General features: G+C 73.0%; 12 protein-coding genes. 2 read left to right on the plus strand and 10 right to left on the minus strand.

The genetic code is table 11. From position 1 onward, the window contains the following. Positions 1-9: 9 nt before the first annotated feature. Entirely contained in the window at positions 10-1,062 is a 1,053-nt protein-coding gene (locus FHX75_RS11645; RefSeq protein WP_154939286.1) for a stage II sporulation protein M, read from the minus strand. 41 nt (positions 1,063-1,103) lie between these two features. Between FHX75_RS11645 and FHX75_RS11650 the strand changes: the two genes are divergently transcribed. Next, positions 1,104-2,096, plus strand: a complete 993-nt coding sequence (locus FHX75_RS11650) for an RDD family protein (RefSeq protein WP_246157967.1) — start codon at positions 1,104-1,106, stop codon at positions 2,094-2,096. A gap of 66 nt (positions 2,097-2,162) precedes the next feature. Here FHX75_RS11650 and efeB read toward each other — a convergent pair whose 3' ends face one another. Genes efeB through efeU form a run of 3 tightly spaced genes read right to left on the minus strand, consistent with a single transcriptional unit; the run spans position 2,163 to position 5,619 of the window. Then, the gene (efeB, locus tag FHX75_RS11655; protein WP_154939288.1) at positions 2,163-3,479 is read right to left on the minus strand and encodes an iron uptake transporter deferrochelatase/peroxidase subunit; all 1,317 of its coding nucleotides are present in this window, start codon (positions 3,477-3,479) and stop codon (positions 2,163-2,165) included. A 23-nt stretch (positions 3,480-3,502) separates the two neighbouring features. Beyond that, positions 3,503-4,636: an iron uptake system protein EfeO gene (efeO, locus tag FHX75_RS11660; RefSeq protein ID WP_154939290.1), complete on the minus strand. Its 1,134-nt coding sequence runs from the start codon at positions 4,634-4,636 to the stop codon at positions 3,503-3,505. A 29-nt stretch (positions 4,637-4,665) separates the two neighbouring features. Continuing rightward, positions 4,666-5,619: an iron uptake transporter permease EfeU gene (gene efeU / locus FHX75_RS11665; RefSeq protein WP_154939292.1), complete on the minus strand. Its 954-nt coding sequence runs from the start codon at positions 5,617-5,619 to the stop codon at positions 4,666-4,668. Between the two features lie 284 nt (positions 5,620-5,903). Here efeU and FHX75_RS30725 point away from each other — a divergent pair, with 284 nt between their 5' ends. After that, positions 5,904-6,056: a hypothetical protein gene (locus FHX75_RS30725; RefSeq protein WP_170285359.1), complete on the plus strand. Its 153-nt coding sequence runs from the start codon at positions 5,904-5,906 to the stop codon at positions 6,054-6,056. A gap of 239 nt (positions 6,057-6,295) precedes the next feature. Here the strand turns inward: FHX75_RS30725 and ahcY are convergent, their stop codons facing one another. The 6 genes from ahcY to FHX75_RS11695 form a co-directional block, all read right to left on the minus strand. Continuing rightward, positions 6,296-7,783 (minus strand): adenosylhomocysteinase, encoded by a 1,488-nt coding sequence (gene ahcY / locus FHX75_RS11670; RefSeq protein ID WP_154939294.1) that lies wholly within the window; start codon positions 7,781-7,783, stop codon positions 6,296-6,298. 299 nt (positions 7,784-8,082) lie between these two features. Beyond that, positions 8,083-9,246 carry a mannose-6-phosphate isomerase, class I gene (manA, locus tag FHX75_RS11675; RefSeq protein WP_154939296.1) on the minus strand — a complete coding sequence of 388 codons (1,164 nt, stop codon included), beginning with the start codon at positions 9,244-9,246 and terminating at the stop codon, positions 8,083-8,085. 2 nt (positions 9,247-9,248) lie between these two features. Further along, positions 9,249-10,256: a cation diffusion facilitator family transporter gene (locus FHX75_RS11680; RefSeq protein WP_154939298.1), complete on the minus strand. Its 1,008-nt coding sequence runs from the start codon at positions 10,254-10,256 to the stop codon at positions 9,249-9,251. A 73-nt stretch (positions 10,257-10,329) separates the two neighbouring features. Then, positions 10,330-11,526 (minus strand): SIS domain-containing protein, encoded by a 1,197-nt coding sequence (locus FHX75_RS11685; protein WP_154939300.1) that lies wholly within the window; start codon positions 11,524-11,526, stop codon positions 10,330-10,332. Continuing rightward, positions 11,523-11,708: a Trm112 family protein gene (locus tag FHX75_RS11690; protein WP_088963849.1), complete on the minus strand. Its 186-nt coding sequence runs from the start codon at positions 11,706-11,708 to the stop codon at positions 11,523-11,525. The genes FHX75_RS11685 and FHX75_RS11690 overlap by 4 nt, the downstream gene beginning before the upstream one ends. Positions 11,709-11,770: 62 nt before the next feature. After that, a complete protein-coding gene (locus FHX75_RS11695) occupies positions 11,771-13,153 on the minus strand; it encodes a phosphomannomutase/phosphoglucomutase (RefSeq protein WP_154939302.1) in 1,383 nt (460 codons plus the stop codon). Between the last annotated feature and the right edge of the window lie 8 nt (positions 13,154-13,161).

A 13,161-nucleotide genomic window follows, 5' to 3' on the forward strand; every position in this document is an offset into this window, starting at 1 on the left:
TGGGTCAGGTCAGCGACCAGCGGGGTCGGCGGTCGGCGTCGGTCGGTGCCAGGCGCGGGCGGGGTCGGTGGAGGGCCAGAGTTCGGCCAGCCAGGGGTCGGTCCGCTCGGCGGAGAGCGATTCGGCGGCGACCGCCCGACGGCCGAGGACCACCACGTACCCGAGGAAGCCCAGCCAGACCATGGCCCCGAGCGCCACGCGCAGCGCGATCGGCACCGGCGCCGGGGTGACGAATGCCTCCAGCAGCGCGGAGACCGCGAAGAGCCCGACCAGGCCGATGGCGACCAGGATCGCCGAGCGGCCCGCCTCGGCGACGGCCCGACCCCGGCTCAGGTGCGCCGGCGGGGAGATCCACGCCCACGCCGTCCGCAGGCCCACCCCGGCGGCGACGAAGACCCCGGTCAGCTCCAGCAGGCCGTGCGGGGTGATCAGTCCGAAGAAGACGTCGGCCCGGCCGTAGGAGACCATCACGCCGCCGACCACGCCGACGTTGAGCGCGTTCTGCCAGAGCAGGTAGAACACCGGCACCACCAGCACGCCGGACGCCAGGCACTGGGCGGCGATCCAGGCGTTGTGGGTCCACAGGTGGAAGGCGAAGGTCGGCGCGGAGAACTCGGTGTAGTAGCCGGCGAAGCCGGACTCCACCAGGTCGGCCGCCGCCTGCGGGCCGATGAACGCCGCGGCGGTTTCCGGGTGGCCGGCGACGTACCAGATGAGGAAGCCGCTGAGCAGGCTGAACCCGGTCGCCACCGCGCACCACCACGGCCAGGCGCGGTAGACGGCGCCCGGGAAGCCGACGGTGACGAACCGGGCCACCGCGGACCAGGACGCGCCGCGCCGCCCGGTCACCCGGGCCCGGGCGCGCAGCACCAGCTGGGAGAGCCGGCTGACCAGCCCCGGGTCGGGTGAGCGGCTGCGCAGCGCGGACAGGTGGGTGGCGGCGCGCTGGTAGAGCGCCACCAGCTCGTCAACCTCGTCGGCGTCCAGCCGCCGCCGGTCGCAGAGCTGTTCCAGCCGCCGCCACTCGTGTTGGTGCTCGGCGACGTACGCGTCGAGATCCACTCGTCCTCCCCCGTCCGGCACTCATAGTGTTCACTGTGCGGGTGAGAGCGCAACCACCGGTGCCCGCCGCGACCGGCGCGGCCGACCGTTCCCCGACGGGCGCCGACGCCGGCCTGGTCAGTGGCGAGGCCGTCCAGTTGGACGTGCGGGCGGCCCGGCTGGGCTCCCGGGTGCTGGCGCTGCTGCTGGACGTCGCGGTCCAGCTGGTGCTGGTGGTGCTGCTCGGGATGGCGCTGACGGGCCTGGCGCTCAACGCGCTGCCCGGCGTCGACGAGGCGTTGATGAACGCGCTGACGACCGTCTTCCTGGTGCTGCTGCTGGTCGGCTACCCGGTGCTCTTCGAACGCTTCAACCACGGCCGTACGCCGGGCAAGATGGCCGTCGGGCTGCGGGTGGTCAGCGCCGACGGCGGCCCGGTCGGGGTACGGCAGTCGCTGAGCCGGGCGCTGGTCGGGGTCGCGGTGGAGTGGCCCGGTCTGGTGCTGCCGCTGCTGAGCTGGGTCGCCGGCGTGGCGGTGATGCTCACCGACCGGCGCGGCCGGCGGCTGGGCGACCTGGTGGCCGGCACGATGGTGGTGCACACCCGTACCCAGCAGCCCTGGCTGCCGGCACCGATGATCATTCCGCCGCTGGCCGGCTGGGCGGTCCGCCTGGACCTGACCCGGCTGGACGACCCGCTGGCGCTGGCCCTGCGGCAGTACCTGACCCGGGCGCACCGGTTCGCCGAGCCGTCGCGGACCCTGCTGGCGCGGGCACTGTGGAGCGAGGTGGCCGCGGTGACGACGCCGCCACCGCCGGCCCGCGTACCGGAGCCGCTGCTGCTGGCCGCCGTGCTGGCCGAACGCAACCGCCGTGGGGCCCTGCGGCTGCGGCGGGCCCGCACGCTCACCGCCAGCCTCTGGCCCGAGCTGTCCCCGACTCCGGCCACATCCGCCGTACCCGTCGGGGCGACCGCGGACGCCACCCCGGCCGGCCTCCGGCCCGCGGTCCCGGCCCCCCGCCCCGCGTCCGGTCCGCCGGCACCCCCGGCCTGACGCCCGTCGGACCGGCTGCGGGCACGACGGCCCGCTCGACCGGACGGCGGCGGCGGTGCGAAACGGTCAGCTGAAGAGCGAGCGGCCCCACCAGTCGGCGGCGTCCCGGACGCCGGGCGGGCAGGCGAAGAGCGCGCTGGACACGTGCCGCAGGTACTCGTTCATCACGTCGTTGCGGGCGAGCTGGGTCTGAATCGGCACGAACTGCTTGCGCGGGTCCCGCTGGTACGCGATGAAGAAGAGCCCGGCGTCGAGGCGACCCAGCCCGTCGGAGCCGTCCACGAAGTTGTAGCCCCGGCGCAGCAGCCGGGCGCCGTTGTTGCGGCTGGGGTGGGCGAGCCGCACGTGCGCGGCGTCGGCGATCACCGGCTCCCCGTCGTCGCCCTTGGCGTCGAAGTCGGGCTCGTCGAACTCGTCGCGGCGGCCCAGCGGCGCGCCGACGCCCTTGGTCCGCCCGACGATCTGCTCCTGCTCGACCAGCGAGGTGCGGTCCCAGGTCTCGACGTGCATCCGGATCTTCCGGGTCACCAGGTACGACCCGCCGGTCATCCAGTCCGGGCCGTCGCCCGGCTGGGCCCAGAGCTGCTCGCGCAGCAGCCCGGCGTCCTCGGCCTTGAGGTTGGCGGTGCCGTCCTTGAAGCCGAAGAGGTTGCGCGGCGTCGCCTGGTCCCGCGAGGTCGACGAGGTACGCCCGAAGCCCAGCTGCGACCAGCGGACGCTGACCACGCCCATGCCGATCCGGGCCAGGTTGCGGATGGCGTGCACCGCCACCTGCGGATCGTTGGCGCAGGCCTGGACGCAGAGGTCGCCACCGGAGATCTCCGGACGCAGCGCGTCCCCGGCGAAGTGCGGCAGGTCGGCCAGCGCTGCGGGGCGCCGGTCGGCGATGCCGAACCGGTCCCGGCCCTGCGCGTCCCGGAACAGCGTCGGGCCGAAGCCGATGGTGAGCGTGAGCTGCGACGGCGGCAGGCCGAGCGCCTCACCGGTGTCGTCCGGCGGGGCCTCCGGCATGCCGTCGACCGCGCCGATCACCCCGGCGTCCCGGCCGGCGGTCATCCGGGCGGCGGCGGCCGTCCACTCCTGGAGCAGCGCCACCAGCCGGGCCCGCTCCTTGGTGATCACGTCGAACGCGACGAAATGCAGCCGGTCCTGCGCGGGGGTGGTGATGCCGGCCTGGTGCTCGCCGTGGAACGGCACCGCGCCGGCCGCCACGTCGCCGGCCACCGCCTGGTCGGCGTCGCGGACCAGCAGCGCACCCGCGCCGGCGGCGACGCCGGCCACCCCGGCGACCCCGACCCCGGCGAGGGTGATGGCCCGCCGCCGGGACAGCCCGCCCCGAGGTGCCTCGGCGGACGGGGTGGACGCGCTGCTCTGCTCGCTCATCGGTTCTCCTGTGGGACCGGCCGTCATCGGGCGACGACGGCAGCGACCTTGCTGATCGGCTCGGCGAGGGCGTTGATGCTGTCGGACAGCTCCTTGAGCTGGTCCTTGCTCAGCTCGGTGTGCAGCTTCCAGCCGTCACCGGCCCGGTGCTGCCCGAGCGCCTTCTCGACATTGGCGAACTCCGTGTCGAGCTGGGTGACCAGTTCGGGCGAGCGCTGTTCCAGGGCCGGGCGCAGCGCGGCGATCGCGGCCTTCGAACCCTCCAGGTTGGCGTTGAAGTCCCAGAGGTCGGTGTGCGAGTAGCGGTCCTCCTCGCCGGTGATCTTGCCGCTGGCGACCTCGTCGAGGAGCTCCTTGGCGCCGTTGGCGAGCTGGAGCGGGTTGAGCTTCTCGGCGTTGGCCTTGGCCACGATCTCCTTGACGTCGGCCAGCAGCCGGTCGGCGATCGGGCCGTCCTTGCTGATGTCGCCGGACTGCCAGAGGTCCTTCTCGATCCGGTGGAAGCCGGTGAACTCCATCCCCTCCTCGATGACCTCCTCGCGGCCGTCGATCTTGGGGTCGAGGTCGCCGAAGATCTCCGCCACCGGCTCGATCCGCTCCCAGTAGGTGCGGGCGACCGGGTAGAGCGCCTTGGCCTTGGCCACGTCGCCGGCCTTGACCGCGGCGACGAACTCCTCGGTCCTGGTCAGCAGGGCACCGGTCTGGCTGGCCACGTACCGCTGGTAGCTGGCGGTGGCCTGGGCCAGCGCGGCGTCCGGCGCGACGGTCGCGGCGGTGCCGCTGACCTTCAGCGCGCCCCGGATGCCCCGGCCGCTCATCCCGGGCTTGCACGCGGTCTCGTACGTCCCGGCGGGCAGCTCGACGCGCAGCTCGCGGCTGAGCCCCGGGGCGATGTTCTCCACCTCGCCCATCACCCGGTCACCGGCGGCGTACACGTAGAACTCGTTGACCTTGCTGCCGGAGTTGGTGATGGTGAAGGTCGCCTGGCCGGCGTCGAGGGCGGTGACGTCGACCTCGCAGGTGGTGTCGCTGGCCTTGACCTTCACCGCGTTGGCGCCCTTCGCGCCGTCCTGCTCCTTGCCGTCACTGCAGGCGGTCACACCGGTGACGGCCAGCACGCCGGCGGCGGCGAGCACCAGGAAGCGGGTGGTACGCATCAGTTTCTGTCTCCTCGGAGCAGGTGGGTTCAGGCGCGCTGCGGCGCGGCGGCCGGGCGCTCGATGTCGGACCCGGCGGGCTCATCGGCCGGGGCGGCGTCGGTGTCCGGGGCGGCTTCGCCGGCCGGGGCGGTCGTGGGCGGAGTCGGCGTCGCGGCCGGGGGGGTCGGCTTGCCGGCGGGCGACGGCTTGCGGAGGAAGAGGAACAGCACCGGCACGGCGTAGGCGACCCAGGCGACCATCTCCAGCACACTCGGGGTGGCGGTGATGTTGAACATCCCGGCGAGCAGGGCGGCGTACCAGGTGTTGGGGTCGAGCACCGAGGTGATGTCGAAGGCCAGGTCGTTCAGGCCGGGCAGGACACCGGCCTCCTGGAAGTCGTGCACGCCGTACTTGAGGATGCCGGCGGCGACGAGGATGAGCAGCGCGCCGGTCCAGGTGAAGAACTTCGACAGGTTGATCCGCAGCGCGCTGGCGTAGAGCAGGACGCCGATCACCACGGCGGTGACGATGCCGCCGATCAGCGCCAGCAGCGGACCGCTGTCCCCCGCCGCGCCCTGGGCGGCGGAGTAGAAGATCAGGGCGGTCTCCAGCCCCTCCCGGATCACCGCGAGGAAGCTCATGCCGGCGACCGCGAGCGAGCCGACCGCCAGCGCCTCGGTGAGCTTGCCCCGCAACTCGCCGGCGATCGTCCGGGCGGCCCTGCGCATCCAGAAGATCATCCAGGTTACGAAGACCACGGCCGCGACGGAGGTCACCGCCTCGAACAGCTCGCGGTCCTCGGAGCGGGCGAGCAGCGAGGTGGAGGTGTACTCGATCAGCCAGCCGAAGAGCACCGACAGCACCACGGCCAGACCGACACCGGCCCACACCTGGGGCAGCCGGTCCCGGCGCTGCGACTTCACCAGGAAGGCGACCAGGATGCTGACCACCAGGGTCGCTTCCAGGCCCTCACGCAGGCCGATCAGGTACGTGGCGAACATCGATGCTCCGGGTTGATGAGGGTTGCCTCACTTAACTTAGGGCAGACTTACCTTCCTCCTGCTCCCGGGGGGCCGTCAAGTCGATCGCCACGAGTTCACCTGTCCGTCCCGTGACAGGATCGGCCCGACGTTCACCGGACGGGACGAGGCCCCTTGACCACTTCCACCAGCACGCCGGCCGACCCACCGCCGCCAGGGATTTCCGCCCCCACGCCGGCGACCGCCGACCCCGCACACCGACGACGGTCCACCACCGACCGGCCGCACGCCACCGGACGCCGACCGTGAGGGGCCTGCTGCCCTGGCTGGCGGTGCTGGCGCTGGTCGTGGTGCTCAGCGAGCTGCGGCTGCGCCCGCTGGCCGCCGCCGTGTCACTGGCATGGCTGGCCTGGTGCGTCTGGACCTGGATCCGGCCCACCCGCCGCACCCCACGCTGAACCCCCCGTCACGCCCGCGGCACGACGTGCCGTCGCGCGAGATGCGGCGTGTCGGGGCATCCCCACGCCCGGACACCGCGACACGCCGCAAACGGGGGCAACGGGCGCGGACGGAGGCGGGCAGCGGGCGGGGAGCGACGGGAGCCGGCGCGGAGCGCCGGGGGACTTGACCGTGGGCGTACGCGAAAAGGACCGGGCCGGCCGCGCGGCGGCCGACCCGGTCCTCGTCGAGGTGGAACTCAGTAGCGGTAGTGCTCCGGCTTGAACGGGCCCTCGATGGCGACACCGAGGTAGGAGGCCTGCTCCTTGGTGAGCTGGGTCAGCTTGGCGCCCAGCGCGCCCAGGTGCAGCCGGGCGACCTTCTCGTCCAGGTGCTTCGGCAGCACGTACACGCCGGTCGGGTACTCGTCGGTCTTGGTGAACAGCTCGATCTGGGCGATCGTCTGGTTGGCGAACGAGTTCGACATCACGAAGCTCGGGTGGCCGGTGGCGTTGCCCAGGTTCAGCAGGCGGCCCTCGGAGAGCACGATGATGGCGTGGCCGTCGTCGAACTTCCAGAGGTCGACCTGCGGCTTGATGTTCTCCCGCGTGACGTCCGAGCGCTTGGCCAGACCGGCCATGTCGATCTCGTTGTCGAAGTGGCCGATGTTGCCGACGATGGCCTGGTGCTTCATCCGGGCCATGTGCTCGTTGGTGATGACGTCGAAGCAGCCGGTCGCGGTGATGAAGATGTCGGCCTGCTCGACCACGTCGTCCAGGGTGGCGACCTGGTAGCCGTCCATCGCCGCCTGGAGCGCGCAGATCGGGTCGACCTCGGTCACCACGACCCGGGCGCCCTGGCCGCGCAGCGACTCGGCACAGCCCTTGCCCACGTCGCCGTAGCCCATGACGACCGCCATCTTGCCGCCGATGAGCACGTCGGTGGCCCGGTTGATGCCGTCGATGAGCGAGTGGCGGCAGCCGTACTTGTTGTCGAACTTGCTCTTGGTCACCGAGTCGTTGACGTTGATGGCCGGGAAGAGCAGGGTGCCCGCGCGGTGCATCTCGTAGAGCCGGTGCACGCCGGTGGTGGTCTCCTCGGTCACGCCCTTGATGGCGGAGGCGATCCGGGTCCAGCGCTGGCCGTCCTCGGCGAGCGAGCGGTGCAGCAGCCCGAGGATGACCGCGTACTCCTCGGAGTCGGCGGACTCGACCGGCGGGACGACCCCGGCCTTCTCGAACTCGACGCCCTTGTGCACGAGCAGGGTGGCGTCACCGCCGTCGTCGAGGATCATGTTGGGGCCGGCGCCGTCGGGCCAGGCGAGCACCTGCTCGGTGCACCACCAGTACTCCTCCAGGCTCTCGCCCTTCCAGGCGTACACCGGTACGCCGGCCGGAGCCTCGGGGGTGCCGTTCGGGCCGACGACGATCGCGGCGGCGGCGTGGTCCTGGGTGGAGAAGATGTTGCAGGACGCCCAGCGGACCTGCGCGCCGAGCGCGACCAGGGTCTCGATCAGGACGGCCGTCTGGATGGTCATGTGCAGCGAGCCGGTGATCCGGGCGCCGGCGAGCGGCTGGGCGTCGGCGAACTCGCGGCGGATCGCCATCAGGCCGGGCATCTCGTGCTCGGCGAGCCGGATCTCCTTGCGCCCGAACTCGGCGAGCGACAGATCCGCCACCTTGTAGTCGCCCTCGGCGAGGGTGCTCGGCCGCGCGCCACTGGTGGACGCCGGGAGGGTGCTGGTCATGGAAGCTCCTGTCGAACGGGTGTGCTGCGCGACCTTCCACCTTACGCGCATGGTCCAGCCCCGCACGGGCGGCCGCCGGAGACAGCGCACGGGGCGGTCGGTGATGGACAGACTTTCCGTCCACGAGCCGGCCGCCCCGTGCATCCCCCCGGTTTGGTTCCCCGCGCGCTACCGGACCTTCGTCGCGACAACGCTGCGTACCCATAGAGTCACACTGCGCCAGAGGTGAGTCAAGCTATTTCGGAAAAGTCGGACTCGTGTCGTGGCGCGCGAGGGCCGGAAGTCAGTTCGAGAAGGCGTCAGCGGAGGCCGGCGGTGGCGACGAACGCCTCACCCGCGCCGGTGAAGACCAGCGGGCCCGCGGCGGCCGGCCCGACGGCGGCCTGGCCGGGAGCGAGGGTGACCAGGCCGGTCCCGTCGTCCACCGAGACCCGACCGGCCCGGCAGAGCACCACCCGGGGCCCCGGCAGCGGGAGCCGCACCTCGGGCGTGGCCGCGTCCACCGTCACCCGGTGCAGCGCGAAGTCCTCGACCGGCACCGGCCAGCAGACCACGCCCGGCGCCACCGGCCGCGCCATGACCACCGGCTCGGTCAGCACCTCGAAGCGGAGCACCCGCAGCAGCTCGTCCACGTCCACGTGCTTCGGCGTGAGTCCGCCGCGCAGCACGTTGTCGCTGGCCGCCATGATCTCCACCCCGGTGCCGCGCAGGTAGGCGTGCAGGTTGCCGGCCGGCATCCAGATCGCCTCCCCCGGCGCCAGCCGCACGTGGTTGAGCAGCAACGCCACCAGCACCCCCGGGTCGCCCGGGTAGCCGGCCGCCAGCGACCGGGCCAGTTCGGCGTCCGGGCCGGCGACGCGCGCCGCCACCACCGCGTCGACCAGCCCGGCGCGCTGCGCCGGCGGCCAGGTCAACAGCAGGCGCACGGCGTCCCGCAGGCCCGTCGGTCCGGTGCGCAACGCGGCCACCACCGGCTCCAGCGCGGGTACGCCGAACGCGGCGAGCACGTCCGCCGAGTCCGCCGGGTCGCGGAACCCGCAGAGCGCCTCCATCGGCGCGATCGCGACCAGCAGCTCCGGCTTGTGGTACGGGTCGACGTAGTTGCGCCGCCCCTGGACGCGCGCGCCGTCGGCGATGTACCCGGCCCGGGCCTGCTCCGGGTCCGGGTGGGCCTGCAGACTCAGCGGTGCGTCGGCGGCGAGCACCTTCAGCAGGAACGGCAGCCGGGCGCCGAACCGGTCGACCACCTGCGCGCCGAGCCAGTGGCCCGGCTCGGCGGCGACCAGGTCGACCAGGCTCGCCCGCTCGCCGCCGCGCTCGACCGTGGCCGGGGCGCCCGGGTGGGCGCCCAGCCACAGCTCCGCCTCCGGCCCGTCGCTGGGTACCGGGCGCCCCTGCAACTCGGCGATGGCCGAGCGGGACCCCCAGGCGTAGTCGCGGATCGGGCCGTGCAGCAGCTCCACGCTCAGCCTCCGGCCCGCCCGGCGACGTCGCCCGGCTCGGTCTCCGACCCCGGTACGGCGGTGTGCGCGGCCGTGCCCGTGCCCGCGCTCGCGGCGGCGGCGGAGTAGATGTCCGGCTCCAGGTAGATCACCCGGGCGGTCGGCACGGCGGCGCGGATGCGGGCCTCGACGGTGTTGATGCCGCGGGCCAGTTCCTCGGCGCTGTGGCGGGCCGACACGCCGATCTTCGCGGCGACCATCAGCTCCTCGGGGCCGAGGTAGAGCGTCTTCATGTGGATGATCCGCTCGACCTCGGGGCCCTCCGTGATCGCCTTCTCGATGGCGGCGACGTCGTGCGTCTCCGCGCCCTCGCCGAGCAGCAGGCTCTTCGTCTCGATGGCGAGGATGATCGCGATGGCCACCAGCAGCACACCGATCATCGCGGTGCCCAGGGCGTCCCACACCCCGTCACCGGTGATCAGGGTCATGCTGACACCGAAGAGCGCGAAGACCAGACCGACCAGCGCGCCGAGGTCCTCCAGCAGCACCACCGGCAGCTCGGGCGCCTTGGCCCGGCGGACGAACTTCACCCAGGACTGGTTGCCCCGGACGTGGTTCGACTCCTTGATGGCGGTCCGGAAGGAGAACGACTCCATGATGATCGCAACCACCAGCACGACGACCGGCACCGCCTTGTACTCCTCGATGCCACCCCCCTCGTGCCACTTGTGGTACGCCTCGTAGAGCGCGAAGAGACCACCGACGCTGAACAGCACGATCGACACGATGAACGCGTAGATGTAGCGCTCCCGGCCGTACCCGAAGGGGTGCTGCGGGGTGGCCTCGCGCTTGGCCCGCTTGCCGCCGAGCAGCAGCAGGCCCTGGTTGCCGGAGTCGGCGACGGAGTGGATCGACTCCGCCAGCATCGACGAGGAACCCGTCAGGAGGAACGCGATGAACTTGGTGACGGCGATGCCGACGTTGGCCAGCAGCGCGGCGACGATCGCCTTCGTCCCGCCGTTCGCGCTCACGCTCCCGCTCCGTTCCGCCGCGTGACATCGGTCGCCACGCCGCTGAGCAGGACGGTTCGCCCCTTGCGTTCGCTCACTGGTTCGACAGCTCCTTCATCTCCGTGATCGCCGGGACCGCCATCGGGTCCAGGCCGTGGGCCAGGGCCAGGTAGACCGAGGCGAAGTCGGGTACGGCCACCAGCGAGGCGAGCCGTTCCAGCGCGGAGCCGCCCTCGGCGGTCACCACGTCGCAGCGCACCCCGCGCCGCTCGGCAAGGGTCTGCACGGCCTCGGCGCGGCGCTCCTCGACGGCGAGCGGCTCGTCGGTGTCGTCCTCGGCGTTGAGCCCGCCGTCGCGCAGCAGCACCAGCCGCAGCCGGGTCGGGTCGCCCTCGGCCTCGTCCCGGTCGGCGAAGATGTCCCGCGCCGACTCGACCAGGCCGCCGAAGACGCCGTCGAGCAGGCCGACGCGCCCGCGGCCGGCCTCGCCGAGCGCCCCGGTGACCACCGGGTAGCGGGCGTTGGCCGAGAGCGTGTCGCCGAAGCGCCGGGCCGCGACGGTGGCCAGCGGGGACGACCCCCAGACGATCGGGATCGACCCGGCCAGCCCGAGGGCCAGCGACTTCGCCGGGTTGACGAAGGACTCGGCGGTGGGACGGCACCGGTCGGCGTCGGCGTCCAGCCGGGCCGCGGTCTCCGCCAGATCCGCCTCGTTGACCTTCACGAGGCCGAGCGTACGGGCGGCGAGCAGAACCGGCACGGTGAGCGCCCAGAGACTGGCCCGGGCCGGGGCACGCCGGGGCACCGGGATGAACGGGGCACGGGCCCGCTCGGCGACCGACTGGAGCTGCGAGTCGGGCGCTCCGACGGCGACCAGCCGGGCACCCCGGCGGTGCGCGGCCTCGGCGGCGCCGAGCGCCTCGGGGCTGCGACCGGAGGCGCTGACCGCGATCACCACGTCGGCCGCGCCGACCCAGCCGGGCACGCCGGCGCTGCGGTGCGGGATGACCGGCACCGGGCAGCGCGGCCCGGCGACCGTGGCGAGCACGTCACCGGTCCGCCCGGCGGTGCCGATGCCGGCGATGACGACCGCCCGGGGGCGGCCATCGTCCTCCAGCAGCGACAGGTTGGCCTCGGCGGCCAGGCTCGCCGACTCGCGCACCTGGGCACCGGCCGAGGCGGTGAAGCGGAGCATGCCGCCCGGGTCCTGCTCGGCGAAGGTGTCCGGGTCGTCCAGGACGGACTCGTCGGCCACCCGCCGGCCGCTGACCCCGGCCGAACCGTCCATCACCGCTGCGCCTCCGGGCCGCCGCGCGCCTCGTCCAGCAGCAGCACCGGCACGTCGTCGCGTACCTCGAAGACGCGACCGCACTCGGTGCAGGTGAGGGTCTGCGCCTGCGCGTCGTAGTCCAGCGGGGCGTGGTGTGTGTCCGGGCAGGCGAGGATCTCGAGCAACTGCGGGTCCAGGGCCACGGTGCGGCTCCTTCCACGTGTGCGGTCTCGTCGGTCGGCGGTGCCGACCGGCGCAGGCGATCTTATCGGCGAACGCGCTCCAGCACCTCGTCGCGCAGCGAGATCATCCGCTCCTCGGTCGGGCCCTCCACGTTGAGCCGCAGCAGCGGCTCGGTGTTGGAGGGGCGCAGGTTGAACCAGGCCCCGTCCGGGAAGCGCAGGGTGAGGCCGTCCAGCTCGTCGACCTCCGCCTCCGGGTACGCGGCGCGCACCTCGGCGACCTTCGCCGCCTGGTCGGCCACCGTGGAGTTGATCTCACCGGAGGCGGAGTACCGCTCGTAGATGCTGGCCAGGATCGACAGCGGCTGGGACTGCTCGCCGAGGGCGGCCAGGGTGTGCATGGCGGCGAGCATGCCGGTGTCGGCGAACCAGAAGTCCCGGAAGTAGTAGTGCGCGGAGTGCTCGCCGCCGAAGACGGCGTTGGTGCGGGCCATCTCGGCCTTGATGAACGAGTGGCCGACCCGGGCCACCACCGGCTGGCCGCCGTGCTCGCGGATGATCTCCGGCACCGCGCGGGAGGTGATCAGGTTGTGGATCACCGTGGAGCCGGGGTGCTTGGCCAGCTCCCGGGCCGCCACCAGGGCGGTGATCGCGGACGGCGAGACCGGCTCGCCGCGCTCGTCGACGACGAAGCAGCGGTCGGCGTCGCCGTCGAAGGCGAGCCCGATGTCGGCGCTGTGCGCCACCACCGCGCGCTGGAGGTCGACCAGGTTCTTCGGGTCGAGCGGGTTGGCCTCGTGGTTGGGGAAGGTGCCGTCCAGCTCGAAGTAGAGCGGCACGATCTCCAGCGGCAGGGCCGGCAGGGCGGCCTCGCCGAGCACGGTGGGCACGGTGTAGCCGCCCATCCCGTTGCCCGCGTCGACGACCACCTTCAGCGGCCGGATGCTCGACAGGTCGACCAGCTTGCGCAGGTGCGCGGCGTAGTCCGGCAGCAGGTCCCGGCGCCGGGCCGGGGCGGGCGGCTCGCCGGCCACGCGCTCACCGGCGGCGAGCAGCGCCTGCGCCCGGTCCCGGATGTCGGCCAGGCCGCTGTCCTGCCCGATCGGGCGGGCGCCGGAGCGGCACATCTTGATGCCGTTGTACTGCGCCGGGTTGTGGCTGGCGGTGAACATCGCGCCCGGCAGGCCCAGCGCGCCGGAGGCGTAGTAGAGCATGTCGGTGGAGCCCAACCCCAGCTCGATCACCGTACGGCCCTCGGCGCGCACGCCGGTGGCGAACGCGCTCGCCAGGGCGGGGCCGGTGGCCCGCATGTCGTGCGCGATCAGCACGGCGTCACCCGGCTCGCCGGTGTCGTTGAGCACCTGCGTGAAGGCCGCTCCGAGCGCCTCGGCGGTGCGCTCGTCCCACTGGTCCGGCACCGTCCCCCGGACGTCGTACGCCTTCACGATCTGGGACAGGTCAGACACCGGGCTCG

The organism is Micromonospora palomenae (assembly GCF_007829925.1).
Classification (GTDB): domain Bacteria; phylum Actinomycetota; class Actinomycetes; order Mycobacteriales; family Micromonosporaceae; genus Micromonospora; species Micromonospora purpureochromogenes.